General features: G+C 55.9%; 20 protein-coding genes, 1 tRNA gene and 2 pseudogenes. 14 read left to right on the plus strand and 9 right to left on the minus strand.

Annotation, left to right across the window (positions count from 1 at the left end; translation table 11 throughout):
- Positions 1-53 precede the first annotated feature (53 nt).
- Positions 54-755 (minus strand): response regulator transcription factor CtrA, encoded by a 702-nt coding sequence (ctrA, locus tag I2H36_RS13930; RefSeq protein WP_196264499.1) that lies wholly within the window; start codon positions 753-755, stop codon positions 54-56.
- A gap of 517 nt (positions 756-1,272) precedes the next feature.
- On the opposite strand from ctrA, the gene I2H36_RS13935 reads away from it, so the two are divergent.
- Positions 1,273-1,662: a flagellar export protein FliJ gene (locus tag I2H36_RS13935; RefSeq protein ID WP_196264500.1), complete on the plus strand. Its 390-nt coding sequence runs from the start codon at positions 1,273-1,275 to the stop codon at positions 1,660-1,662.
- A gap of 52 nt (positions 1,663-1,714) precedes the next feature.
- Here I2H36_RS13935 and I2H36_RS13940 read toward each other — a convergent pair whose 3' ends face one another.
- Positions 1,715-2,338 (minus strand): GNAT family N-acetyltransferase, encoded by a 624-nt coding sequence (locus I2H36_RS13940; protein ID WP_196264501.1) that lies wholly within the window; start codon positions 2,336-2,338, stop codon positions 1,715-1,717.
- A gap of 173 nt (positions 2,339-2,511) precedes the next feature.
- Between I2H36_RS13940 and I2H36_RS13945 the strand changes: the two genes are divergently transcribed.
- Positions 2,512-3,525, plus strand: coding sequence for a lysylphosphatidylglycerol synthase domain-containing protein (locus I2H36_RS13945; protein ID WP_196264502.1), 1,014 nt, complete (start codon positions 2,512-2,514; stop codon positions 3,523-3,525).
- 21 nt (positions 3,526-3,546) lie between these two features.
- Here the strand turns inward: I2H36_RS13945 and I2H36_RS13950 are convergent.
- Positions 3,547-3,744: pseudogene (locus I2H36_RS13950) on the minus strand (helix-turn-helix domain-containing protein); the annotation flags it as partial.
- 268 nt (positions 3,745-4,012) lie between these two features.
- Positions 4,013-4,288: a CtrA inhibitor SciP gene (sciP, locus tag I2H36_RS13955; RefSeq protein ID WP_114187418.1), complete on the minus strand. Its 276-nt coding sequence runs from the start codon at positions 4,286-4,288 to the stop codon at positions 4,013-4,015.
- Positions 4,289-4,643: 355 nt separating this feature from the next.
- Between sciP and mnmA the strand changes: the two genes are divergently transcribed.
- The 6 genes and pseudogenes from mnmA (at position 4,644) to I2H36_RS13980 (ending at position 8,901) form a co-directional block, all read left to right on the plus strand.
- Positions 4,644-5,801 carry a tRNA 2-thiouridine(34) synthase MnmA gene (gene mnmA / locus I2H36_RS13960; RefSeq protein WP_246718806.1) on the plus strand — a complete coding sequence of 386 codons (1,158 nt, stop codon included), beginning with the start codon at positions 4,644-4,646 and terminating at the stop codon, positions 5,799-5,801.
- A 22-nt stretch (positions 5,802-5,823) separates the two neighbouring features.
- Positions 5,824-6,465, plus strand: a complete 642-nt coding sequence (locus I2H36_RS13965) for a class I SAM-dependent methyltransferase (RefSeq protein WP_196264503.1) — start codon at positions 5,824-5,826, stop codon at positions 6,463-6,465.
- 156 nt (positions 6,466-6,621) lie between these two features.
- Positions 6,622-6,828, plus strand: coding sequence for a hypothetical protein (locus I2H36_RS13970; RefSeq protein ID WP_246718807.1), 207 nt, complete (start codon positions 6,622-6,624; stop codon positions 6,826-6,828).
- A 191-nt stretch (positions 6,829-7,019) separates the two neighbouring features.
- Positions 7,020-7,096: transfer RNA gene (locus tag I2H36_RS13975), tRNA-Met, on the plus strand.
- A gap of 95 nt (positions 7,097-7,191) precedes the next feature.
- A pseudogene (locus I2H36_RS20515) lies at positions 7,192-7,368 on the plus strand (DUF6538 domain-containing protein); the annotation flags it as partial.
- A gap of 18 nt (positions 7,369-7,386) precedes the next feature.
- Positions 7,387-8,901 (plus strand): site-specific integrase, encoded by a 1,515-nt coding sequence (locus tag I2H36_RS13980; protein WP_196264505.1) that lies wholly within the window; start codon positions 7,387-7,389, stop codon positions 8,899-8,901.
- Between the two features lie 243 nt (positions 8,902-9,144).
- Here the strand turns inward: I2H36_RS13980 and I2H36_RS13985 are convergent, their stop codons facing one another.
- Together I2H36_RS13985 and I2H36_RS13990 are read right to left on the minus strand one after the other, a co-directional pair.
- Positions 9,145-11,484, minus strand: a complete 2,340-nt coding sequence (locus tag I2H36_RS13985; protein ID WP_196264506.1) for a hypothetical protein — start codon at positions 11,482-11,484, stop codon at positions 9,145-9,147.
- Positions 11,485-11,815: 331 nt separating this feature from the next.
- The gene (locus I2H36_RS13990) at positions 11,816-12,286 is read right to left on the minus strand and encodes a MerR family transcriptional regulator (RefSeq protein ID WP_196264507.1); all 471 of its coding nucleotides are present in this window, start codon (positions 12,284-12,286) and stop codon (positions 11,816-11,818) included.
- 241 nt (positions 12,287-12,527) lie between these two features.
- On the opposite strand from I2H36_RS13990, the gene I2H36_RS13995 reads away from it, so the two are divergent.
- From I2H36_RS13995 to I2H36_RS14010, 4 genes are all read left to right on the plus strand, one after another.
- Positions 12,528-12,782: a DUF4177 domain-containing protein gene (locus I2H36_RS13995; protein WP_196264508.1), complete on the plus strand. Its 255-nt coding sequence runs from the start codon at positions 12,528-12,530 to the stop codon at positions 12,780-12,782.
- Positions 12,783-14,322: 1,540 nt separating this feature from the next.
- Positions 14,323-14,898, plus strand: coding sequence for a recombinase family protein (locus I2H36_RS14000; protein ID WP_196264509.1), 576 nt, complete (start codon positions 14,323-14,325; stop codon positions 14,896-14,898).
- Between the two features lie 384 nt (positions 14,899-15,282).
- Complete coding sequence (locus tag I2H36_RS14005) at positions 15,283-17,130, plus strand: Dam family site-specific DNA-(adenine-N6)-methyltransferase (RefSeq protein ID WP_196264510.1); 1,848 nt, start codon at positions 15,283-15,285, stop codon at positions 17,128-17,130.
- Complete coding sequence (locus I2H36_RS14010; RefSeq protein ID WP_196264511.1) at positions 17,123-18,310, plus strand: HNH endonuclease signature motif containing protein; 1,188 nt, start codon at positions 17,123-17,125, stop codon at positions 18,308-18,310. Before I2H36_RS14005 ends, I2H36_RS14010 begins: the two co-directional genes overlap by 8 nt.
- 306 nt (positions 18,311-18,616) lie before the next feature.
- Here the strand turns inward: I2H36_RS14010 and I2H36_RS14015 are convergent, their stop codons facing one another.
- The gene (locus tag I2H36_RS14015) at positions 18,617-19,672 is read right to left on the minus strand and encodes an ornithine cyclodeaminase (RefSeq protein WP_196264512.1); all 1,056 of its coding nucleotides are present in this window, start codon (positions 19,670-19,672) and stop codon (positions 18,617-18,619) included.
- 4 nt (positions 19,673-19,676) lie between these two features.
- Positions 19,677-20,627 (minus strand): arginase, encoded by a 951-nt coding sequence (gene rocF / locus I2H36_RS14020; protein ID WP_196264513.1) that lies wholly within the window; start codon positions 20,625-20,627, stop codon positions 19,677-19,679.
- Positions 20,628-20,750: 123 nt separating this feature from the next.
- On the opposite strand from rocF, the gene I2H36_RS14025 reads away from it, so the two are divergent.
- Both I2H36_RS14025 and I2H36_RS14030 read left to right on the plus strand, forming a co-directional pair.
- A complete protein-coding gene (locus I2H36_RS14025; RefSeq protein WP_196264514.1) occupies positions 20,751-21,188 on the plus strand; it encodes an Lrp/AsnC family transcriptional regulator in 438 nt (145 codons plus the stop codon).
- A gap of 87 nt (positions 21,189-21,275) precedes the next feature.
- A complete protein-coding gene (locus I2H36_RS14030) occupies positions 21,276-21,668 on the plus strand; it encodes a RidA family protein (protein WP_183447338.1) in 393 nt (130 codons plus the stop codon).
- Positions 21,669-21,689: 21 nt separating this feature from the next.
- Here the strand turns inward: I2H36_RS14030 and I2H36_RS14035 are convergent, their stop codons facing one another.
- The gene (locus tag I2H36_RS14035) at positions 21,690-23,204 is read right to left on the minus strand and encodes a sensor domain-containing diguanylate cyclase (RefSeq protein ID WP_196264515.1); all 1,515 of its coding nucleotides are present in this window, start codon (positions 23,202-23,204) and stop codon (positions 21,690-21,692) included.
- Between the last annotated feature and the right edge of the window lie 74 nt (positions 23,205-23,278).

Consider the following 23,278-nt stretch of genomic DNA (forward strand, 5'->3'; position numbering starts at 1 on the left):
TAAAAGAAAAGCCCGGCATTCAGCCGGGCTTTTTCGTGTCGGTGTGGCTCAGATCAGATCGCGATGCGCACTTCCGCCTCGTTGGGCTCGCGCAGCACGTAGCCGCGGCCCCAGACGGTCTCGATGTAGTTGCGGCCCTGCGAAGCATTGGCGAGCTTCTTGCGGAGCTTGCAGATGAAGACGTCGATGATCTTCAACTCCGGCTCGTCCATACCGCCATAGAGGTGGTTGAGGAACATCTCCTTGGTCAGGGTCGTACCCTTACGCAGGGAGAGGAGTTCCAGCATCTGATATTCCTTGCCGGTCAGGTGCACACGGGCGCCACCGACTTCGACCGTCTTAGTGTCGAGGTTGACGATCAGGTCGCCGGTAGTGATCACCGACTGGGCGTGACCCTTCGAGCGGCGCACGATCGCATGGATGCGGGCCACCATCTCGTCCTTGTGGAACGGCTTGGTGAGATAATCGTCAGCGCCGAAACCGAGACCCTTCACCTTGTCCTCGATGCCGGCCATGCCGGAGAGGATCAGGATCGGCGTCTTCACCTTCGCGACGCGGAGCGTCCGCAGAACCTCGTATCCCGACATGTCGGGCAGGTTCAGATCGAGAAGGATGATGTCGTAATCGTAGAGTTTGCCGAGGTCGATGCCCTCTTCTCCGAGATCCGTCGTGTAGATGTTGAAATTCTCGGACTTCAGCATCAGTTCGATGCTTTGCGCTGTCGCGCTGTCGTCTTCGATCAGAAGTACGCGCATGTTCAATCCCCAGCCCTTGCCCTTGAGCTTTGAAACAGCGGAAGGCTGTTCACCCGCCACCGGGCTTGCGGCGGATGCTCTTTTGAACTGATTCGAAACGCTAGTACGGAATGGTTAACAAACCCTGATTCTGGGACGCAAGCGCTTAACGAACTTGACAGGCAGATCATCCGCCGAAGGCCATTATCCTGTGGATTCTGGGTAACCATAGGGAACCGCCTTACAACATCCCAAAAGCTTATCATCCAAGCGTTTCAGCCTTTGTCCGGAGAGGCCCTTAGGGAACCACAACCGTGACAAGGCCAGTGTTAACGAAATCGGTAAACGAATGGTTTACGGCGCCGAAGAAGCGCAAGCCTGGAGCAAGGCTCAGGCCAGGGGATTGAGATCACAGGAATTTTTTGTCGGCGCCGGTAAGGAAAGCTCAACCTCCATCGGCGATGGTGTCGCATGTCTGGCGGATAACTGAGCGATCCGTGGGGCGAAATGAAACAGCGACGTGTGGAGTTGAATCAAGATGAAGTCGCGGGACACGCTCATCCGCCTCAAGCGCTTTCAAGTCGACGAGAAACGTCGTCGTGTGGCGCAGATCGAGATGATGATCGCCGAGTTCGACCGCATGGCGGCTGACCTTGATCGGGAAATCGCAGCGGAAGAGCAGAAGGCCGGTATCACCGACCTGAACCACTTTGCATACCCGACCTACGCACGCGCCGCGGCCCAAAGGCGCGATAACCTGCGCCTCTCGGCTCAGAATCTGCACATCCAGCTCGACGAGGCGAAGGCCGAGCTGGGCGAGGCGTTCGAGGACTTGAAGCGGGCCGAGAGCCTCGAGGACCGCGAGCGCACCCTGGACGCGGCCATCAGCCAGGCCGGCCAGGGCCGGGTGGTTCGCGCCACGGCCTGAACTCCAGCCGTACCGAAATCTTAAAAAGGCGCGCCAGGCTGGTGCGCCTTTTTTATGTCGCCGGCGTCAGCAGAGGAATGTGGGGAGCAGCCTCCCGGGGGAGTAAGCCAAGAAGACGGGGATCGTCCGCTACCTCGATGGCGCGCCGATAGGGCGTGAAACCCGAACGGATATAGAAGGGAAGGGCGCTGGCTGAATCGAGTGTGCAGGTATGGACGAAAAAGCGTTTCGTCGGCCGGGCGAAGGCCCGGCGAATAGCCTCGTTCATCAGGAACCTGCCTGCCCCCTGGCCGATGAAGCCGGGGACCAGCCCCAGAAAGGCGAGCTCGACCTCGCTATCGGCGCGAAAATCCAATTCGAGCAGGCCCACATCGCCGGTCCCGTTATGGAGAGCGAAGGCCTCCACCTTCGGGTCGTCGAGAATTGCACTAAGCTTGTCGTCCGGCAGCAGGGTCCGGCTGAACCAGAGCCAGGGCTCGCCCACCGCGCGGAACAGCGACCGGTAGCGCGGCCGGTCGTGATCGATCCGTTGGAGCGTCCAGCCTTCCGGCTGCCGCGTTGCAGGCAGGTCCGGCGGTTTCCGCATTTCGAGATAAGTGACAATGGTGGCGATCTTGCCAGGAGGCAGGTCTGTATAGCCATTGAGGTTGAGAGCCACTGCCGCTGCGCTCGTCATAGGATATCGCCCTCTGGAGTCTTCGGGAAACAAGGCCGCTTGATAAAGCGATTGCCTACTCACGTCACGCTTTCCGCTTGGACTTTATGTCATGGGCCGTCACCCCAATATCCCCTTGCAGACTAAGGGGATTGTGGGCACAGAAGAGCCAATGAGGGAGATGCGCCGGCTCGATGAAGAATGTGCGTGAGTTCATTTGGCCCGTGATCGGGCTGCTGGCAGTCATCGTGTCCGGCTGGCTGCTATACCGCGAATTGCGCGGCATGTCCCTGGACGATGTCTGGGACAGCCTGACCGCCGTTCCCCCTCAACGCTACGCTCTCGCCGGCCTGTCGACCCTCTTCGCCTATGCGGCACTTGCCTGGTACGACCGGATTGCGCTGCTGCATCTCAACGTCCGCCACATTTCCTGGCTGTTCGTGTCGGTCACGTCATTCACAACCTATGCGCTTTCTCACAATATTGGCGCTTCGGTCTTCTCCGGCGCCGTCGTGCGCTACCGGGCCTACACCTCGAAGGGCCTGAGCGCGCCGCAGATCGCCGTGCTGGTCGCTCTCTGCTCCTTTACCTTCGGTCTTGGCACCATCCTGCTTGGCGGCATCACTCTTGTGGCCGACCCAACACTCCTTCACAGGCTGGAGGAGCTTCTGCCCTCGATGCTGACCAATCCGGCGACGGCCCGCATCGTCGGACTGCTGCTGCTCGGCTTCGTCGCGCTCTACGTGGTCGGCTCCGTCCTGCACCTTCCGCCGCTGATCATCCGCAAGGCCAAGCTCGAATATCCGCGTCCGGCCATCATGGTGCGCCAGCTGATCGCGGCGCCGCTGGAGCTCCTGGGCGCCGCCGGCATCATCTATTTCGTGCTTCCGGCGCATCTGGAGCCGAGCTTCATCGTCGTGCTCGCCGTGTTCCTGGCCTCCTTCTCGGCGGCCCTGGTGAGCCATGCTCCCGGCGGCCTCGGGGTGTTCGAGCTCGTTTTCCTCACGGCCATGCCCGACATCCCCAAGGCGGACGTGCTGGCCGCACTTATCATCTTCCGCCTGTTCTACCTTCTGGTTCCCTTCGCCCTGTCGCTCGTGGTCGTCCTTCTGTTCGAGCGGGCCAGGCTGGCGCAGGCCTGGCGGGGACGAATGGTGGTCGCCGACGGCTCAGTGCCGCCGCCGCCGCTGTCATCGTCCGACCAGTAGGGAGTGGAGAAGCGCGAGCGCTCAGGCGGTTGCGGCCGGGCGCTGGCCCGGCTCCGGAACGGCAATACCGGCCTGCATGTACTCGTTCAGCTTGTTGCGCAGGGTGCGGATCGAGATGCCGAGGATGCGGGCCGCATGGGTCCGGTTTCCGAGGCAGGAGCTGAGCGTGTCGAGGATCAGGTGCCGCTCCACGTCGGCGATGGTCCGGCCGACCAGAATGCTCCTGAGGGTCTCGATGGTCTGTTCCGGGCCCATCGGCGAGGGCAAACCGCCCATCGCTTCAAGGGAGCCTCGTTGGTCCAACAGATCCTGGGTGCCGAGCACGGTGCGACCCTGCCTTAGGGGAAGTGATTCAGGAGTTTATGCTCATGGTATGGTTAGGAAGGTCTTAACGGCCGAGCTTCTGAATCGAGCTTTCAGACAACTACCATGAGAAAAGGCGCTGGCTCGGGTGAGCAGCGCCTCATCGTAGGATGTGTCGGGGTGCTTACTGCCGGTACTGCTGGATGCGCGTGGTGCGCAGGCCTGCCAGACCATGCTGGTCGATGGATAGCTGCCAGCTCAGGAACTCCTCGGTGGTCAGGGTATAGCGCTGGCAGGCTTCTTCGAGGCTTAAGAGACCGCCGCGAACGGCGGCGACAACTTCGGCCTTTCGGCGGATAACCCAGCGACGGGTGCTGGAAGGGGGAAGATCGGCAATCGTCAGGGGACTGCCATCAGGCCCAATGACATACTTGACCCTTGGGCGGTGGGGTTCGGTCATGATACGCTCACACAAAAATTCAACGACCTCAGTGGCTCGAACCTACGCGACGGGACTTAATGTTTTCCTAAGCCCGATCAGGCGGTTATCGAGAGTGCCTAAGCTTAGCCATAAACATTAACGTTGCCTTATTCCGCTGCACTTTCCCTTTAAGAATTGTGGCGCCGGACATCAGACCCAAAAGCGGACTTGCGCTTTTGGGACTCATTTCGGCGTTCATCTCTGAGCTTGTGCTTCGTCTGAGGCGCACCCGAAGGGCCGCGTCAGCGAAAACGGGTCCACTTTTCCACACGATGCGCTATAGAAGGCCTTTGGCCCCTCCCGTGCGCCGCCTTGAACGGCGCCTCAGGATGGAATGATGCTCAACTCACTCGACCTGCCTACCGAACCCTCGAAGACCCGCGTCGTGGTTGCGATGTCGGGCGGCGTGGACTCGTCCGTTGTCGCGGCCCTGCTCAAGCGCGAGGGCTATGACGTCATCGGAATCACGCTTCAGCTCTACGATCACGGCGCCGCCGCGCACCGGAAGGGCGCCTGCTGCGCCGGCCAGGACATCTACGATGCCCGCCGGGTCGCGGAGGCCATCGGCATCCCCCATTACGTGCTCGATTACGAGGCCCGCTTCCGCGAGGCCGTGATCGACCGCTTCACCCAGAGCTATCTGGCGGGGGAGACACCGATTCCTTGTGTGGAGTGCAACCGCTCCATCAAGTTCCGCGATCTCCTGGAAACGGCGAAGGAACTCGGTGGAGATGTGCTCGCCACAGGCCATTACGTGGCAAGCCGCGCTCTGCCGGATGGACGCCGAGCGCTGCATCGGGCGGCCGATCCGGACCGGGATCAAAGCTATTTCCTCTATGCGACGACGCCGGAGCAGCTGGATTTCCTGCGCTTTCCCCTGGGCGAACTTCCCAAGGAGCAGACCCGCGAGCTGGCGCGAGAGTTCGGGTTGACCGTCGCGGAGAAGGCCGACAGCCAGGACATTTGCTTCGTCACGCAGGGCCGCTACAGCGACGTGATCGAGCGCCTGAAGCCCGGTGCTGTGCAGGGCGGCGAGATCGTCCATATCGACGGCCGGGTTCTAGGGCGCCATGAGGGCATCATCCATTACACGGTGGGGCAGCGGAAGGGTCTGGGCCTCTCCGTTGGGGAGCCGCTCTATGTGGTGCGACTTGATGCCAAGGAGGCCCGCGTGGTGGTCGGCCCCCGGGAGGCGCTGGCCACCCGGCTGATCCGCGTGACGGACGTGAACTGGCTCGGCGACGTGCTGATCGAGGCTCTTGGCGAGAAGGGCATGGAGGTGGCCGTGCGTGTGCGCTCCACCCGCGAGCCGCGCCCGGCGATCCTTCGATCCACAGGAACCCACACTACGGTCGAGCTGTTATCGGCGGAAGACGGGGTGTCTCCCGGTCAAGCTTGTGTCATCTATGAGAGCGATGCTCCGCGGGCACGTGTGCTTGGCGGGGGTACGATTGCTCGCACAATGGCCGAAGCCGCGCCCGCCGCGGCCTGAGGCCTCGACCGAAGGGACCTTTATGACGGATGGAGTGACCACTGTCCTGATGCGCAAGGCTTATGCGCGTTGGGCGCCGATCTACGACCTCGTCTACGACAAGCTGACCGAGCCGGCTGCCCGCGCCGCCGTGAATGCCGCCGTCGCCTGCGGGCCGAAGGTGCTGGAGGCCGGCGTCGGCACGGGCCTGTCGCTGGGCTATTACCCCATGAATGCCGAGGTCTACGGGGTCGATCTCTCCGAGGACATGCTCCGCCGGGCCCAGGAAAAGGTCGACAAGAGGGGCCTCACCCATGTGAAGAGCCTGCAGGTGATGGACGTCACCCGCCTCGGCTTCCTGGACGGGACTTTCGACGCGGTGACCGCGCAGTTCATTATCACCCTGGTGCCTGAGCCGGAAATAGCGCTCGACGAGTTCATGCGCGTGCTCAAGCCGGGCGGCGATATCGTTCTGGCCAACCACTGGGGCCAGCCCTCCGGCCCCATCGCGAAGGTCGAAGAGATGGTCTCTCCCATCGCCAAGGCCATCGGCTGGAGCTCGGCCTTCAAGGCCTCGCGGGTCGAGAACTGGGCTAGGCGGACGGGTCGGATGGAAGTCGTGGAGATGAGATCCCTGTCGCCCGGCGGCTTTTTCAAGCTGATGAGGATCAAGAAAAAGGCCTGACGATGCGGCGCAGGCGGATGAGCTGAAGGCATATTCCGTACGCCTTCGGCACAAGGCTAGCGCTTAACGGCCTCGCCGTGACTTTCGGGCTCAAAGCCCTATCTCTAAGGGCAAGGGCAACTTCAGATCACGAAAGCACTTCCAATGCGCCTTTTCATGTTCACCTCCCAGGCCAAGGACGATCTTCACGCTTTTGCAGGGGATGAATCCGGCACCAAGCTCCCGTCCAAATACGCCCCCTGGGGGCTGACCGGCACGCTGAACTCCCGCGAGACCCCGCCGCACAAGTTCAACCGCAAGGCCATCGAACAGGCGGTCTCGAGCGAGGGCTTTCAGCTCTGGCGGATGAAGCCCAAGGGCTGACCGGGCCGGCCCGTATTCAACCTAGGACGCCTGCGGAATCTCGGGCGTCCGGCGCCGATGTCCTGCCATCCGGGCGCAGGACCAACGAGGCCGCCACAAATCCGTACTTTCCCTGCGGGTCTTTCTTGACACCCAGGGTCAACCTTCCCTATATCGCGCTTGCCTGACGCGGGGTCCGCCCCGCTGCCTGGGGCGGAGTAGCTCAGTTGGTCAGAGCAGAGGAATCATAATCCTTGTGTCGGGGGTTCAAATCCCTCCTCCGCTACCAAACTTCCTAAGGCCCTTATATCTCAATAAGTTACTGAAAAGCCTCGCGAAAATACTGCCGCACCGGTACAGCAACCTGTTACAGCGGACAGTCTCATGCGACGTGTGTCGAGGCTTGCGAACCGATATCGCATTTTCTACCTTCGGTGTCCGGTCCCGCGCGGCTTGCAACCCATTCTCAAGTGCCGCGAGATCAATAGATCATTAAAGACTACCGACAGGGTTACGGCGGTTGAGCGGCTTTTGTTTCTCAGCCTCCGAATCAACCCGTTTTTTCGTGAGCTTGTTACGTTGCTTCCGCTTTTCCAGACCCTGCCCGAGGAAATTGTCAGTGCCCTCAGAGGTGCGATCATCCATGTCATCGACACATGGCCCTGGATCAATGTGAACCATTCAGAGGAAGCAGACAGGTACCTAGAGCACTTCGAAACGTGGAAGCAGGAAGCAGAGGACAAGCAGCACAATCAGAGGGCCTGTGCCGAACGAGCAGCAGCCTTTCTCCACGAGCACGCCCTCTTTGACCGGTTCGGGCAAGAACTGACCAATCAGCAGGTGATCCGGATCGGCCATCTTTGCTTCCGGATCTCGATTTTTGCCTGGGATTACGGAGCGGTACGTCTCAGTGGCGGATCCGGTTCGAAAATCGATGACCCAGATCTACAAGCCCTGATGCAGGCGAATGCCGGAATGCCGGTTCTTCGCGCGTCTCAACCGGTTCTAGCGCCGGTTCAGAATGCCCGTACCCCGCTTCCGGAGTTGTTCAGGCGATACGAGGCAGAAAATGCTCACACGATGAAGGGCAACCGATCCTACGATTTCAGGCAAGCCTTCGACGTGCTGCTCCAGACGTTAGGTCCCGATGTCGTAGCTGAGAAGATCGATAAGGCGCACATTCGCAAGGTGAAGGATGTCCTTGCCCTTCTTCCAGTCAACGCGAGGAAGAACAAGCAATTCAAGGATATGTCCTACCCGGAGATCGCCGAGCGAAACAAAGAGCTGGGCCTCAGCATCATGTCCAACCGGTCACGGAATCGAATTCTCGGTTGCCTCAATCAGCTCATGGACTGGTCGGTTAAGGAGGGGTTTGTCACTCAGAACCCTGTCTCCGGAATGCTCCTCAAGCTCCCGAAGGAGAAGTCAGACAGATTGCCCTTCGATAGTGACGATCTCCTAAAGATGTTTAATGCTCCGATCTTCATTGGGAGGCGGTCTGAACGCGCTTGGAAGGAGCCTGGAGCCCTCGTCATCAAGGACAGCGATTATTGGATGCCTCTCCTCGCTCTTCTGACCGGAGCACGAGCGAACGAACTCCTGCAATTGACAAAGGGTACTGTCCTTCAGGAGGAGGGGGTTTGGATCATCGATATCGGAGGGCGGGTGAAAACCAAGGGATCGATTCGTAAAGTCCCGCTTCATCCCGAGTTGGTGTCGCTCGGCTTCATCGATTGGGTAACGTCCCTAAAAATCAGGCCCGAAGATCGTCTGTTCAGCGAGGTAAAGCCCGCATCCGCGGACGGGAAATTCAGCACGAACTATTCAAAGCGTTTCGGACGATTCCTCGACAGTGTGGGCATGAACGATGACCGGAAGGTCTTCCACTCTTTCCGGCATCTGTTCACGGATCTTCTTCGTGCCAAAGCAGACGAGGGTGTGATCAAAGCGATTTTGGGACATGATGATCCCTCTGTCACTTCGCGGTATGGGAATGGATATCCGCTCTCGCGCCTCCATGATGCCGTTTCTGCCGTCGTTCCTCCTGTTGACCTCTCGCATCTTTACCCACGCGCGAGGAAGCTGGCCTCCTAATCGATATCTGCTCCAGTGATCGAGAAGCCCGAACCTGTCCAAATACTGGTTAGGTACGAGAGATCTGGATAACGAAATTCTCAGTTTGTGTTTGACCGGACCCCGCCCTCAGAACGATCTCGTTAGGCTTATACCCTTACAATTAAAAGTAAAACGCACCTCAATGTGAGGTGCGCTATAAGAGGATTAGGTGAAAACACCAGTAGATTATTATTAGGCCCCCGTCATCGGTTTGATTGATGGTTATTGATCTCCGGAAGCGAATGGATCTCTATACGGTTCGATATCAACGATTAGATCTTGGTAAGATGCCGCTTCATCACTGTCCTGATCATCGATCTCCTCCATATCAACCTCGGGTATGGATTGGATGATTATCTCTTCAGAACCGAGACTATCTGAATTCTGTTGTGTATCGATGAATTCCATCTTCTCAATGGGTGACGTCTTCCCCTCATCGGGACTGCTTTGGAACAACGCATCGAGCGACGCATCCATCTCTGACGAACGGTCTCTATGGTGTTCCTCCGCTCCTACGTTTTCTAGATATGCCGACAATTCTCCACGCTCATCCAACATCCGGTGTAGGTCTCTTTGAAACTGATCCATCGCAGGGATGACGCTCATCGCGCTTCTCGTCTTCTTCCGGCCAACCTTGGGGATCTCTATCGTTTCATAGTCCGATGCTGCGTTAAGACGGACCGCAATGCCAGGGAAACCCAGGGACTGCTGAAGCCAAACCAGGATTGCAAGTTCCTCCTCGGAGAATGATTTGGACTCCCTCTGAAACCCTGGATCTGCACTGCGATTTTCTGCGAGATTATAGTTAAAACCCAAGGCCGATTTGAAAGGATAGAACCCGATCGACGTGATGCTGCGCCCTACCTCTCGATTCTCATGGAGACTGGTGAGCATAGTCTGACGGGGGAGAGGCCATTTCGGTTTGAACCGTCTTGCTGACCGTCCTTTCCCCGACAGCCATTTTTCGAAATCGTCACGAGAGGTGCCGTTCAGATCAACCATTGCGTGGATGTGAAGAAGAACCGAGTATCGGAGTTCCGGGTATTCTCGGAAGTCGATTTTCTCCCCGTTATGAATCTGAGTTCGTAGATTGTCGAGTAGGCGCGATTTGACCATCGCCGAGCTCATCTCGTCGTCAATAAGTCGGTCTGCTGGTCTCACATCGCGCTTACGCTTTTGACCTGCCAGTTTACGGAGAGTTTCCGCCTTGGCAGGGTGTAGGTCTGCACTGTCAAATGCGTGAAATAGATCTATGAGTTCGATCTCGAACGATCCAATAATCGAAACCTTCGGAAGATCACGGAGAAGATAATATAGCTTGTCCCGCTCTCTTTTAATCACCTTTTCAACGGAACTCTTCAGCTTGAGATACTCAGGAAATTTTGTTCGATTGATCGTTCGAAAATCCCGGTAGATCCACTGCAGCGCGAGAGCAACTTTGTGAAATTCCTGCTCTGAGAGCTTTTGTGATTTTTGAAGCTGGCTGAGATAGCGATAGAAGGATTCGTGGTAGAGTGGATCGGTCCCGTCATCCTTCGGCCGGGGGAAGTTTCCGGAGGGCAGTTCAATGCGCTTCTTTCCCTTGAACATGCGACGCGCGGTGTCGATGTCTGTATTGAGGGCTATCAGACAATTCACGTCATGCCAGAAGTTTTCCACCCTTGGGCTTGAACGATCACGATCCATATCGAGGAAGTACTCGCGCCTCAGGTTCTTCCGGTTCAGGATGCCTTCCATCACCTTCAATTGACGCTTCTGCTCACGAATGAGGCCGTTCAGAATGTCGATATGATCACGCTTTACGGTTGATGCGCTGAAATCGATCGAGCGGCCCGCTTGCTTGAATGTGCGAATTTCAGGATCTGGAATGACCAGCTCGTTCAGGATTGTCAGATGGAGGACATTCTCTCGGATTCTCGCTTCATCGGTCCCGTACCGCTTCTGGATGTGCCTCTGCATGTCGCCGAGGTTCTTAGCTCCAAACCGGGTTCTACACCCGGTACACCATAGGGAATTGCATCTCGCTCTCCCATCACAGCGCTCGATCTTGCTTGCGACCATTTCGAGGCCCGCGAGGTGAAAATCCTCAACGAAGGATTGCGTGTATATTCGAGGGATTGGCAAGTTGCGTGGAGGTTCTTCAGGCGAGGAGAGCCTTATGTCAGAGAATGCCTTCGTGTTTCGATCAACAAACGACCTAAGCGCCGCCACAGCCCTTTGCTGCGCACCTTGACCGCGATGCCTTACGCCCTCGGCATCCTCAGATAGATTTGCGTTGTCAGACAGTTCGTCGGTTTCGATGATCTGAACCGGACGATCTTTCCGCTCCAGCGGCGGGGCAGCATTGGATTCATCAAGAATGAAAGCAATCAAGTCCTCATCCTGCTCCCACTCGTCACTACCAATGGATGGTCGGCGTTTGTCCTGTTCTTCTGAAGGCAATGCTGACGTCGCATCCGTCCTTACGGGAGCAGCCGGTTCAGCAGATGCTTCTGTTGTTTCGAAAGCTTTTCCGTGTCTGCGGAGCAAAAGAGATCTCCGCCTGTGAAACGACTGTTCCATAGGTTTTCTTTGATGTTGTGATTGATCGGTTGTCTGAGGTGGTGACCTCTAGCCGCCATCACATAAGCATAAGATGGAAATGCCGCAATAGTGGTTCCAGATGCTACTACAACTTAAAGCAATGTGGAGGGGAATAACAACCAAAAGATATAGTATAAATGAGATGGTACTTGACGTGATTAAAGATATGGGTTCAGTTTCTACGCATGCATGCTGATTGATCATTCTTGAGGGGTATCGGCATACATGGCCGGGACTTCTTGCATGTGTACCGATACAGGCGATGAAAGATGTACGCGAAGATGAGCGCCAAAACCGATGTGGAGTTCGATCACTTAGGAGGTATGCTGGAACGCTTCCTCATTGGTTTCTCCGGTTCCGTTGCGACATCACTCTCGACGGAAGTCAACGAAGCTAAATCTGACCTGAGATGTGCGAGATCAGTCAGAACCTGGATCTCATTGGTCTCACCACGACGGATTTTGGTCGAGATCCCTTTGATGGTCTCGCTTAGCAGTTGCAGGGACGCCGCTCTGTCAGCAATGAACTTGGCAAAGACATCCAGCTCTTCACTAGACCCAACCGATGACATTTCTAACACTGCGCGAATTTCCGCGAGAACAAGTCCTACACTTCTGCCGTATCTAAGGAAGTGCAAGCGAAGAACGTCGGACTCAGCGTATTTCGCTTTAGAATCCGCAGATCTCTTATCAGGGGTTATTACGGCGGATCTTTCATAATACCGGATTGTGGGAATCTTGATCCGGGTCTTCTCTGAAAGTTCTTCTATGGTCAGGTACATTAGGGCTTCCCTTTCGTTAGGACGAGAGGGGCATCCAAGATCCCGCGTCGAAGCTCAACGGAATGAGAATGGGGCATTGGACTAAAGACCCATCACAAGGTTCAGGATCTGTAGGGGAATAGTGCAAGTGAAAACTGGTGGATCCAGTTCTCACTGCTATCGGGCTGGTCTAGAGTAAGCGATGAGGTACTTGAGTATGAGAATGCTTCAGGTGTCCTCTAATACGCGTAAGGGGGCAATAATGAAGGTGAACAAGGTCGTTCGTGTCAGCTTATCAGGTGGGATCATCGGGTTGCTGACTACAAATCCACGTCGTGCGTTGGACAACATAATTGATAAACATAACCAAGATGGTTGGAATGCCGTCTATTTCTCAAATCATACAGATGCCAACCTTCTTGTGACTGCTCTAAGAATATTCGTTCTCATCGGAACGCTTGGTCTTTGGACTTGGGGTGCAGGTTACCTCGTGCTGTTTGAAAAACAGAGAGCTTGAAACTCGTGGTAGTGACGCCCTGGAACCTGGATGAGGGTTTCGGGGAATGCTCCCTGCTATTCCTCGGTAAGATCACAAGTGCATTCCAGGTTGGAGAACGCCATGCGGATGATGATGGCAGCGGCAATTCTGTGCCTTCCAGTAGGCGTCGCTCATGCGACGTCTGATGGTCCTGACTATTTCCGAGTTCGGAACGTCAAGGAAAACGATGTTCTGAATGTCAGGTCAGAGCCCACATCTCAATCCAGTATCGTAGGAATGCTAGAGCCTAATCTGAGAGGCGTTTCGAACTTAGGCTGCCTCGAAACAATGGATCTGGTCCATTATCTTCAGACCAAGCAGTTTTCCAGTGCCGTAGTGGGACGCGTCAGACGCGGAGAGATGTGGTGTAAGGTCCGCCATCCGGCCCAGCCCAGTGTCGTAGGATGGGTAAATGGTCAATTCGTTATGGAGGACACCGCGCCGCCATCAACTGTCTCGCCGCCTTACAGTGTGCAAGTGGGAGAGGAGGGTGCACGGTTCGAGTCCTTCATCGAGCAAATGGTTCCCGTTGGGGATCAAAAGTTCAATGTCAGAGTCAAGCTTGTGACGAAGGGCTCGCGCACTCCAGCACTGCCGAATGGATCCGAACAAGTTGATGTATCTCTGGACTGCCTCAACAAGGCGCTGACTGATCCAAATAGAGGGTTGCTAAAGCTAACTGTCTCTGAGGATCCTGGATATCTTCCGTCCCGTGCCTCTTGGGGCGATGAGAACCTGTGGTGGGCCGTGTGCCGTCACACTTTCCAGAAGTACCGCTATGATCGGCCAACTACGAACCAACCTACCTCAATACAAGGTACGAGTTCGGGCGCTGTCCAGGTTCAATCAGTCACTTCGGATCAGAGACAGGCTCCGACTACGTCAGAAGTCCAGGGACGGAGCAAGCCCATCATCCAAGCGCAAGTGGAGGAAGCAAAGGACGCTGTCCCGACCCCAATACCGCAAGACGGCGGAACAGGCTCGGGCAATCCTTTGGTGGACATTGTCGTGGGTTCGAAAACTGATCCGAGTGCGAGCAAGGCCCTCGCTGCTATAGTCAAGGGGCAGCTTCCCAGCATTAATGGTGAGACGCTCTACTTTGACGGTATCGCGTGTTTGTCACGCGAGGCGATTGTGGAAGTCTCCCGATCTTCCAATTTCGGCATGGGGCAGATGTTCCCAGGAGGGAATGGCGCCACGAAGGACATTGCGGGAGTCGTTAATCGATTGATCGCTTCAAAGGACTGCGACACGAGACGGCCTGCTGGATATGTCAGGGTCGACGAGGAGGATGGGGACTATCCTGTCTACCACGTTCGAGATTTACGAACCGGCGACGCCTTTTGGGCAACGCGCTCTGGTCTAAAGTGAGGACATCCTCCTAAAAACCAACATTTTTCGGAGACAATGATTTTGGACGGTGCAAAACTGATTCAGCACGCCCGTTGATCTCCTGAAACTGTCTCCTGAAACTTCTGTCCTGAAACATCCAAGTGGTGATGAGTTTTCGGAGAAGAAAGTGCTTGTTGGTTATGCTCGCGTCTCGACCAAGGACCAGAAGACTGAACTTCAGATGGATGCTCTGAAGGGCATGGGGTGCGAACGAGTCTTTATTGAGAAGGCATCGGGTGCGCAACGGGAACGACCAGAACTCAAGGCCGCCCTGGAGTTTGTCAGGGCAGGGGACACGATTGTTGTCTGGAAGATGGATCGTCTTGCTCGATCACTGAAACAGTTGATCGAGACTGTTGAGGGGCTCCAGCATCGTGAAATCGGATTTCGCTCCCTAACTGAGGCAATAGATACAACGACCCCAGGAGGGCGGTTGGTCTTCCACATATTTGCATCGTTGGCAGAGTTCGAACGATCCATTATCCGGGAGAGGACAATGGCCGGGTTGGCGGCAGCCCAGGCAAGGGGACGGCTAGGTGGGCGACCACGCTCTCTTAACGAGCGGGACATTGCGCTTGCACGGACAATGCTGGCAGATGAGAAGATCACGGTAGCAGAGATTGCCAATATGCTGGGGGGCACGGCCTCGACATTGTACAGGTACATTCCGGCCGCAAGGGCAAGCACCATCCAATATGATTAAGGTTGCTGGTTGATCAGAGAGATCTGGCGAGGCAGGTATTAACCAAGCAGCCTTTGCTAGTGAATGAAGAGGTGCATTGACCTAATGACGTCCAGGAGTGAGCCACTAAAGCAGCTCAAGGATCAGACATTCGGCGAATGCCGCAATGGTAGGCGAAGGTCTTGGAGGGGCATCCATCCACACCCGCTTGGCCTCATCAATGAGCTTGGCCTTGCGCGTGTCACCGAGAGCGTTACGAAAGAGCAATAGCTCTACACAAGCCCGGATGCCTAGCAACTGAAAATTAGCCGTTTCAAGCCCCATTCAAGTGGATGAGCCAGGAGGATAAAAAAGCACCTCCTTAGATCTAGTATAACATATTTTATGTGAGAAGAGACGGACGGAATGAGGTTCATTGGAAACAAGGAGTTGATTGCCCCAGACATCAAGGAATTGCTGGCGGAGAATGGTCTCTTGGACAAGGGACTCACACTTTGCGATGCGTTTTGCGGAACAGGCGCGGTTTCGGACTTGCTGAAGGATTCCTTTGACCTAGTTGTAAACGACTCCTTGAAATGGTGTACCGTTTATACCAAAGGAAGGGTAGTCTCCGGTACGTGTACGTTCTCTAAGCTCGGTTTCGACCCTTTTGCATTTTTGAACTCGAACAAGAAAACTAAAAAAGGGTTCTTCTTTAGAAATTACTCTCCTACCGAATCTAGTAGGATGTATTTCATGCCCGAGAACGCTGGGCGTATCGATTATTTTAGAGCGACAATTGAAACGTGGCGCACACGTCATCTGATCGATGATGACGAATACTGCTATCTGTTAGCCAGCCTTATTGAGTCTGTTTCCCGAGTGTCAAACACTGCCGGGGTGTATGGGGCGTTCTTGAAGCACTGGGATCCCAGAGCGAAGCGCGCAATTACATTCAGTCCTGTGGAAGCGAGGAGGCTGCCTCACCGCAAAATTCACCTCCATAACGAGAAGATCGAGGATATAATTGATACGATAGATTGTGACATTCTGTATCTTGATCCTCCTTACACTCAGAATCAATACGGTACCCAGTACCATTTGTTGGAAACCCTGGTTCTGAACGATAATCCGCCAATTAGCCCAATCACTGGCTCGAGACCGACCGCGCCAATGCGGTCAGATTGGTCAAAAGACATAAAGAAACACATCCTCTTCGATAAAGTTGTGTCAAGAACAAAGGCCAAGCACATCATTTGTAGTTACAGCTCTGATGGATTTATGTCACAGAGTTATATAGCGGCTGTACTGAAGCGATATGGCACGGACGACTCTTTTACATGCAAAAAGATCTCTTACGATAAGTACACGAATTTTAAGTCGCGGGCTAAGGATGGGCATTTTGAATACTTATTTTATATAAGGAAGAAGCCTAAGTCGAAAGTGTATTACACATCGCCACTAAACTACATTGGCAGCAAAACGCGAATGCTTCCATTTCTTATGGCGAATATGCCAGACAAAATCGAGACATTTGTCGATGCTTTCGGAGGCGGCTTTAATGTCGGTATCAATTCGAACGCTGACCGTATTGTGTACAACGACTACAATCACATCGTTAAGAACTTAATCGAGTCATTCCGAGTCAATGAGACGTACGATTATGTTCAGTACATCAGGCGCCAAATCAAAAAGTACGGCTTAGAAAAAGAAAACGCAGAGACGTATATGGCGGCCAGAGAGTATTATAACGCTTTGCCTATCGAGAGGCGTGATCCTCGGCTTCTATATACGGTTATTATGTATGGGTTTAACCAGCAAATTAGGTTCAACGGAGGTTATGAGTTCAATAACCCTGTCGGTATGCGCTGGTTTAACGAGAAGGTTCTTGAAAAACTTATAAGTTTTTCTGGTGCGGTCAAGAGCAAGAACATTGTGTTCAAGAGCGTAGACTACGCAGATCTCGTTGATGAAATCCGCCCTGGATCATTTGTGTACATGGATCCGCCATATCGGCTAACCACAGGGGCCTATAACGATGGCAAGCGGGGCTTTAAAGGGTGGGATGCCGAGGCCGAGAAGAGGATGTTTGAGTTCGCAGAGAAGCTTGACGCAGCAGCAGTGAAATTTATGATTTCCTATGTTATCGGGCACAAGGGTAAAGTGAATGAGGCGCTAAAGAAATGGCTCTCCTCTAATAGTTTCAGGGTGATCGAATGTGATCGGGTTCAGGGTATAGGCAGAAACGAAGTGGTAATCGTCAATTATGCGTAAAGTTGTGCCGCCTCACTTTATTATAAAAAACAGATTTCAAAAGGGAGGGACATATAAAGACCTCCTGACTAAAGAGATCCTTTCCGACGTTTGCCTCAAAGTAATGGGGCGGGCTGATTACACATACGAATTTGACGATGAAGGTTACAACATTGGTAGGCTAGCAGTACTGAGTTATCGCGGTAAGGACGTTTTCATATCATTCTCTGAATCCAACATTCAGAGCAGAAATTCGAGCTTTCAAAGTTTGCCCAGCGCCCTGTCGCGTTTCATTCTGCACGAGAATGAAAGCAAGGAGATATGTTACTACGTTTTGCCGAACGTAGAGGGAAATCTTGAGACTGACTACTTTATATTCATGTACAGACTGATGGCGACCGCTGGCGTTCAGCTCCTGAATCTAGATGACTTTGTAACCACTAGCATTGTTAAGTTTTCAAGTGCTGATGACGTAATCGTTCATAAGGACCGGCTCAGATCTCGTCAGAGAGCTAATAACTCTACATACCTGACGCGCGGTTCAGACAATTCTGTGCAGATATACGGCAAGACGTATGGCGCGAACAAATACGAGACGACCCTCCTTAGTGTTGCTCTTGCGAAGTTAGCTTCTGACCCAGTCGAGCTCTATGAGGTCAAGGAAGGAAATCTCCGCGCTCTGCCAGAAATGTCAAAGAATGCTATTCTTTCACTGGGTGGAGTGTCGATATTTACGTCTGATGCAGCAATTGAGGCGAGAGAGTTTGTACGTGACGACAGCCTAAGGTCCATCAGATTTGTCTATAATTTGCTAGAAAAATTTGGACACAAGAAATGCACACTTTGCGAATGCGAGGTGCCGCAAATCATTCAAGGAGCACATATTTGGCCTGTCGCAGCCATAAAAAAACAGACCAATTTAAGTCTAGAGAAAAAATTGGATCATGCTCTAGATGGACATAATGGCCTATGGTTATGCGAAAACCACCACAAGCTATTCGATTCCAACACGTTGATGCTTTCAGCGTCAGGTAAAGTAAAATATAAGCGTACCTTGAAGGTGAACGATATTGGCTACATCAGAGGAATAACTACAAGTAAGCAAATCCCTGCTGCATTTATGCATGAGAAGCTAAAAGCCTATTTGGTTAGGCGCAATAAGGCCATAGACGAGGGTCACTATCTCCTTGTGGATGCTTAGATTTATCCAATGTTGTAGATCAGGGATATGGCCCTCGTCATGGATTTCGAATGAGGCACTCATAAGCGTGATCTCCTTGCTGAGAGCCCCGCAAGGGCCCTTCTAGCCTGCTGCGCAACGGTGCAGCTCCAAGGAGGTGGGTCCTGGTTGATGTGCCAATGTCGCATAATTTAGGTACACTTGGTAGCGGAGCAGCAGAATATCGCAGGCTAAAGTACGTGAGAAATCAATGCCTTGGTGATTCGGTAAGCGTTTCCCTCCTCCGCTACCACCTTTTACCCCCGATCCTTGACACTACGCTAAAATTCACGCCGCATTCGGCGTCGCCGCCGCACGTAGCAGCATGCCGAAGAGGTCGCGGGGTTCGTCGGGATCAGCCAGGAGATCGAGTTCGTCATAGAGGCCCGTCTGCTCGATCTGGCGCTTCACGTAACGCAGGGCCGAGAAATCCTCGATGGCGAAGCCCACGGAGTCGAAGAGGGTGATCTGCCGGTCGCCCGTGCGGCCGGGCGCGAGGCCTGCCAACACGCGCCACAGTTCGTGAACCGGATAATCCGGCGGAAGCTGCTGGATCTCGCCTTCGATGCGGGTCTGCGGCGGATATTCCACGAAGATGTCGGAGCGCTTCAGGATGTCGGCATGCAACTCGGTCTTGCCGGGGCAGTCGCCGCCCACCGCGTTGATGTGAAGGCCTGAGCCCACCATGTTGTCGGTGATGATCGTGGCGTTCTGCTTGTCGGCCGTGACCGTTGTGACGATCTGGACGCCTTCCATCGCCTCCTCAATGGAGTTGCATACCGTGATGCCGAAGCCCAGGCCTGCGAGATTGCGCACGCATTTCGTGCTGGCCGCCCGGTCGATGTCGTAGAGCCGCAACGTGTCGACGCCGAGCAGCGCCTTGAACGCGAGAGCCTGGAACTCGGCCTGCGCCCCATTGCCGATGATCGCCATGGCGCGCGCTCCCTTGGGAGCGAGGTGCTTGGCGGCGACCGCCGATGTTGCGGCGGTGCGCAGGGCCGTGAGAATGGTCATCTCGGTTAGGAGCACGGGATAGCCGGTTGCCACATCGGCCAGCACGCCGAAGGCCGTCACGGTCTGGCGCCCCTCGCGGGTGTTCTTGGGATGGCCGTTCACGTACTTGAAGCCATAGACCTCGCCGTCGCTGGTGGGCATGAGCTCGATCACGCCTTCGCGGCTGTGCGAGGCCACCCGCGGAGTCTTATCGAAGGATTCCCAGCGCCGGAAATCGGCCTCGATGCATTCCGCAAGCTCCAGCAGGAAACGCTCCAAGCCGATAGCGAGAACAAGCTTCATCATACGGTCGACGCTGACGAAGGGGACGACGTTCAGTTTCAGGTTCATGGGCTCAGTGCGCTTTTGGAGTGTGACGGTAGCTCTGGGTCGGCCGGTCGAGCACGCGCCGGCCCATGAGGCTCGACACGAGGTCAACCATCAGAAGGGCTGTGCGCCCGCGCTCGTCGAGGAAGGGGTTGAGCTCGACCAGATCGATGCTCCGCACCAGGCCACTGTCGTGAAGCATCTCCATGATAAGATGCGCCTCGCGGAAGGTGGCGCCACCAGGCACCGTCGTGCCGACCCCGGGGGCGATGCCTGGATCGAGGAAATCCACATCCAGGCTCACGTGGAGAATGCCGTCGGCAGCCGCTACGCGCTTGAGGAAGGCGTCGAGCAGCGGCGCGACGCCGTTCTCGTCGATGGCGCGCATGTCGTGAACCGTCACGCCGGCGGTGGCGAGGGCAGACCGCTCCGCCGGGTCGACGCTGCGGATGCCTATCATGCAGACGTTCTCGGGCTTGAGCGGATTGGCCACAGCCGGGAAGAAGCCCTCGAAGCCTCTCAGGCCCGTTGCATAGGCCATCGGCACCCCATGGAGGTTGCCGCTCGTCGTCGTCTCAAGCGTGTGGAAATCCGGATGGGAGTCGAGCCAGAGGACGAAGAACTCGTGGCCTTCCTTGGCAGCGCGGCGGGCTAGCCCTGTCATGGAGCCGGCAGACAAGCTGTGATCCCCGCCGATGAAGATCGGCATGCCGTCCCCGCTCGCCTGGTAGGCGGCCTCCGAGATGGCCTCGGTCCAGGCCACCGTTTCCGGCAGGGCCTTGATGGCACCGTTCGGGTGGCGCACTTCGCGCTGGGGGGCGGGCGCGATGTTGCCGCGATCCTCGACCGCATAGCCGAGATTGCGCAGCTCCGTCACGAGGCCTGCCGTCCGGAAAGCGCTGGGCCCCATGTCGCAGCCGAGCCGGCCGGCGCCCTCCTGCACGGGTATGCCCAGAACGATGCATGTGGTCGAAACCATCCATCTCTCCCTCTCTTGCCGTCAAGCTACCGGAAGGCTTTGGCAGAATGAACAAGGTACTTTGACAAAGAGTACATAACTTGTGATCATTCTGGTAAGATTAGCTAACCATAATGGCATTTGATGGATGACCTCGACCAACGCCTGATCACGCTCCTGCGCCATAACGGGCGGCGGAGCGTGTCGGACCTCGCTCTCATCCTCGGCGCCTCGCGCGCAACGGTCCGGTCCCGGATGGAGCGCCTTGAGCAGTCCGGGGACATCGTGGGCTACACGGTGATTCTCCGGGCCGATGCCGTCGCGTTGCCGGTGCGTGGGATCATGCTGATCGAGGTGGAGGGGAGGGCAGGCGACCGGGTGGTGGATGCGCTCGGCGGCTTTCCGGAGGTGAGCGCCATTCACACGACGAATGGCAAATGGGATCTCATCGTCGAACTCGGCGCAACCAGCCTTTCGGATTTCGACGCCATCCTGAGGCGGGTGCGTCTGATCCCAGGGGTCATCGCATCGGAAACGAACCTCCTGCTGGCTACACCACGCAGCACCCGCGCCAAGCTTTAGGATTGCTTCCACAGCAGCAATAGCACCCGAGGCTGGCGCGACTTCCGCTATCCGCTACAGTGCCTGTTGTTTTTGAGAGGGCCATCCATGTCGAAGGAAGTCGTTGAGGTTCCCATTCTGTCCGAAGGCGTGCGGAAGGTGGGCGTGCCGCTCTCCATGGTGACGAGGGCGAACGGGTTCGTGTTCGTGTCGGGAACGCCGCCATTCAACATGGAGAGTGGCGGTTTCGTGAAGGGTGACATCGAGGTGCAGACTGAGGCTTCGCTTCGGGCGCTTCAGCACTGCCTGGAGAGTGCCGGCACCTCCCTCGACAAAGTGGTGATGGTGCGGATCTATGCGGCCAATGCCGGGTTCTATGGTGCCATCAATCGCGTCTATGCCCGCTTTTTCCCCGAGAACCCGCCTTCGCGGACCTTCGTGCCGGTTGCGTCCTGGCCCATGGAGTTCGACATCGAGATCGAGTGCATCGCGGTGGCCTGATCCTCCGTCGAGGGATCTCGATCAGGCGGCTGCGTCCGGGAGCGATGTCCGGGACGGGACGAAAGCCTCTCCCGGACTGCGAACCGCGTTGCGGCCTGCGGCCTTCGCCTGATAGAGCGCTTGGTCAGCCGCCTCGAGAAGAGTGTTTCTCTCATGGCCACGGGAAGGCTGCGCCGAGGCGACGCCGACGCTGATCGTGACGATGTGGTAAGGGCTGCCTTCATGAGCCATCGCCATTGCGTTAATGGTCTCGCGAATGGCGTCGGCAATCCTCATGGCGCCGGTCAGATCCGTCTCGGGAAGGATCACGGCGAACTCCTCCCCCCCGTAGCGGGCTGCAATGTCCCGGGGACGCCGGATGCTGGCATCAAGCGTACCGGCAATCGCGCGCAGAACCTCATCGCCGCGGCCATGCCCATAGCGATCGTTGAAGCTCTTGAAGTAATCGGCATCGATGTAAAGCAGCGACAGGGCGGAGCCTGAGCGGATGGCCTGACGCCATTCGCGCTCGAAGGTCTCGCGGAAGGCGCGACGGTTCGGCAGGCCTGTCAGGTCGTCCGTTCTGGCAATCCGCCTGAGTTTGGTCTCGGCCCGCGTGCGACGCCTCAACTCTCGCTGGAAGAGGAACGTCAATCCGACTACGGCACAGCAGAGCACCAGCGTCACGAGGCTTAGGACGAGAGCCTTTCTTTCCCAGGCGGCGAAAACTTCATCGACCGATAGCGCCACGGTGAGCACGAGAGGGTACTTTTCCAACCGCCCGAAGGAGATGATGCGGTGTACGCCGTCGATCGGTGACACCGAGTCGAACGTGCCCGACTTATCCTTCAAAAGCCGCTGGACATGAGGGGAGCCGCCCAACTCTTGGTTGATCTGGCTTTCATCAAAGGGATAGCGCGTCAGCAGGATGCCATCGCCGCGGAAGAGATTGATTGCTCCCTGCTGACCAAGGCTCAGGTGCTCAAATCGCTGATTGATGGTGTTAAGGGCAATCGACCCCATCACCACTCCAGCGAAGCCGCCATCGGCATCGGAAAGTCTCCGGCTGATCCCGATGGTGAGATCGCCATCGGGTGCCCTGCTCCGATAGGGGCGGCTCACGTAGAGGCCAAGGTGCTGCGTGTTCCTGTGAACCGTGAAGTACTCGCGGTCTGAGACGTTGAGCGACCGTGAGGCAATAACGGGTCCTGCGTCGGCAATCAGGTTGCCGTTTCTGTCGATGAGCAGAAGGGATGCCATGAAGTTTGCCGACACCGCGCGGTCGAACAGCATCCTGTACTTGAGGTCGGGGGACAACTGCTGGGAACTGAGGTGACGAAGTCCCTCCATGGCTCCCTTCAAGGACAGATCGAGCAGCTCAAGATTGCTGTCGAGATCGCGGACGATGGTTGTCAACACATTCCTGGAGGACTTTTCCGCCTCCTGCCATGTCCCGAGCCGGTCCATCCAGAGCGTGTGGGCGGAAATCCCGAGGATGCCGAGAGCGATCACGCCTGCGATCAGGTGCAAATAGACTTCTGATAACAGGCGCTTCATTCGGCTGCACAACGATCTTGTTTGAATTTATTCTATAGGTGAAGGCAGTGGAATGAGCCAACAGAAATGTTGGC

It is taken from the genome of Microvirga terrestris (genome assembly GCF_015694425.1).
GTDB lineage: Bacteria > Pseudomonadota > Alphaproteobacteria > Rhizobiales > Beijerinckiaceae > Microvirga > Microvirga terrestris.

Coding starts and splice junctions, on each gene's coding strand:
- ctrA (WP_196264499.1), bottom strand. CDS start 755: ATGCGCGTACTTCTGATCGAAGACGACAGCGCGACAGCGCAAAGCATC.
- I2H36_RS13935 (WP_196264500.1), top strand. CDS start 1,273: ATGAAGTCGCGGGACACGCTCATCCGCCTCAAGCGCTTTCAAGTCGAC.
- I2H36_RS13940 (WP_196264501.1), bottom strand. CDS start 2,338: ATGACGAGCGCAGCGGCAGTGGCTCTCAACCTCAATGGCTATACAGAC.
- I2H36_RS13945 (WP_196264502.1), top strand. CDS start 2,512: ATGAAGAATGTGCGTGAGTTCATTTGGCCCGTGATCGGGCTGCTGGCA.
- sciP (WP_114187418.1), bottom strand. CDS start 4,288: ATGACCGAACCCCACCGCCCAAGGGTCAAGTATGTCATTGGGCCTGAT.
- mnmA (WP_246718806.1), top strand. CDS start 4,644: ATGATGCTCAACTCACTCGACCTGCCTACCGAACCCTCGAAGACCCGC.
- I2H36_RS13965 (WP_196264503.1), top strand. CDS start 5,824: ATGACGGATGGAGTGACCACTGTCCTGATGCGCAAGGCTTATGCGCGT.
- I2H36_RS13970 (WP_246718807.1), top strand. CDS start 6,622: ATGTTCACCTCCCAGGCCAAGGACGATCTTCACGCTTTTGCAGGGGAT.
- I2H36_RS13985 (WP_196264506.1), bottom strand. CDS start 11,484: ATGGAACAGTCGTTTCACAGGCGGAGATCTCTTTTGCTCCGCAGACAC.
- I2H36_RS13990 (WP_196264507.1), bottom strand. CDS start 12,286: ATGTACCTGACCATAGAAGAACTTTCAGAGAAGACCCGGATCAAGATT.
- I2H36_RS13995 (WP_196264508.1), top strand. CDS start 12,528: ATGAAGGTGAACAAGGTCGTTCGTGTCAGCTTATCAGGTGGGATCATC.
- I2H36_RS14005 (WP_196264510.1), top strand. CDS start 15,283: ATGAGGTTCATTGGAAACAAGGAGTTGATTGCCCCAGACATCAAGGAA.
- I2H36_RS14010 (WP_196264511.1), top strand. CDS start 17,123: ATGCGTAAAGTTGTGCCGCCTCACTTTATTATAAAAAACAGATTTCAA.
- I2H36_RS14015 (WP_196264512.1), bottom strand. CDS start 19,672: ATGAACCTGAAACTGAACGTCGTCCCCTTCGTCAGCGTCGACCGTATG.
- rocF (WP_196264513.1), bottom strand. CDS start 20,627: ATGGTTTCGACCACATGCATCGTTCTGGGCATACCCGTGCAGGAGGGC.
- I2H36_RS14025 (WP_196264514.1), top strand. CDS start 20,751: ATGGATGACCTCGACCAACGCCTGATCACGCTCCTGCGCCATAACGGG.
- I2H36_RS14030 (WP_183447338.1), top strand. CDS start 21,276: ATGTCGAAGGAAGTCGTTGAGGTTCCCATTCTGTCCGAAGGCGTGCGG.
- I2H36_RS14035 (WP_196264515.1), bottom strand. CDS start 23,204: ATGAAGCGCCTGTTATCAGAAGTCTATTTGCACCTGATCGCAGGCGTG.